The organism is Rossellomorea vietnamensis, from assembly GCF_001305855.1.
GTDB lineage: Bacteria > Bacillota > Bacilli > Bacillales > Bacillaceae_B > Rossellomorea > Rossellomorea vietnamensis_A.
In genome coordinates this window covers 1-686 of record NZ_LIXZ01000069.1, presented here as the reverse complement: position 1 = coordinate 686, position 686 = coordinate 1, and the positions used below count along the sequence as shown (strand labels likewise).

Genomic DNA, 686 nt, shown 5'->3' with positions numbered 1-686 from the left:
CTGCAACTCGCCTACATGAAGCTGGAATCGCTAGTAATCGCGGATCAGCATGCCGCGGTGAATACGTTCCCGGGCCTTGTACACACCGCCCGTCACACCACGAGAGTTTGTAACACCCGAAGTCGGTGAGGTAACCTTTTGGAGCCAGCCGCCTAAGGTGGGACAGATGATTGGGGTGAAGTCGTAACAAGGTAGCCGTATCGGAAGGTGCGGCTGGATCACCTCCTTTCTAAGGAAGATTTACTAAACAAGTTGACACGTCGAAGTTTTGTTCAGTTTTGATGGTTCAACCATCAAAACTTTTTGTCTCTTCCGAGACAAATGATTGTTCTTTGAAAACTAGATAAAGATAAATTGATAGTCAAGAAATTACCGAGTATCGCCATTTTAGGGTTTAAACCTTAATTATTAAGTGATCAAATTTTGATTTAGCAGCATAGCTGATAAAGCAAAATTTAGGTTAAGTTATGAAGGGCGCACGGTGGATGCCTTGGCACTAGGAGCCGACGAAGGACGGGACTAACACCGATATGCTTTGGGGAGCTGTAAGTGAGCTTTGATCCAGAGATTTCCGAATGGGGGAACCCATTGTTCGTAATGGAACAATATCCTTACTTGAATACATAGAGTATGGAAGGCAGACCCAGGGAACTGAAACATCTAAGTACCTGGAGGAAGAGAAAGCA

Annotated in this window: 2 rRNA genes; both read left to right on the top strand. The window is 44.9% G+C overall.

What is annotated here, in order from left to right:
- Positions 1-229: ribosomal RNA gene (locus AM506_RS21755) — 16S ribosomal RNA — on the top strand; the annotation flags it as partial.
- A gap of 229 nt (positions 230-458) precedes the next feature.
- A 23S ribosomal RNA gene (locus AM506_RS21750) occupies positions 459-686 on the top strand; the annotation flags it as partial.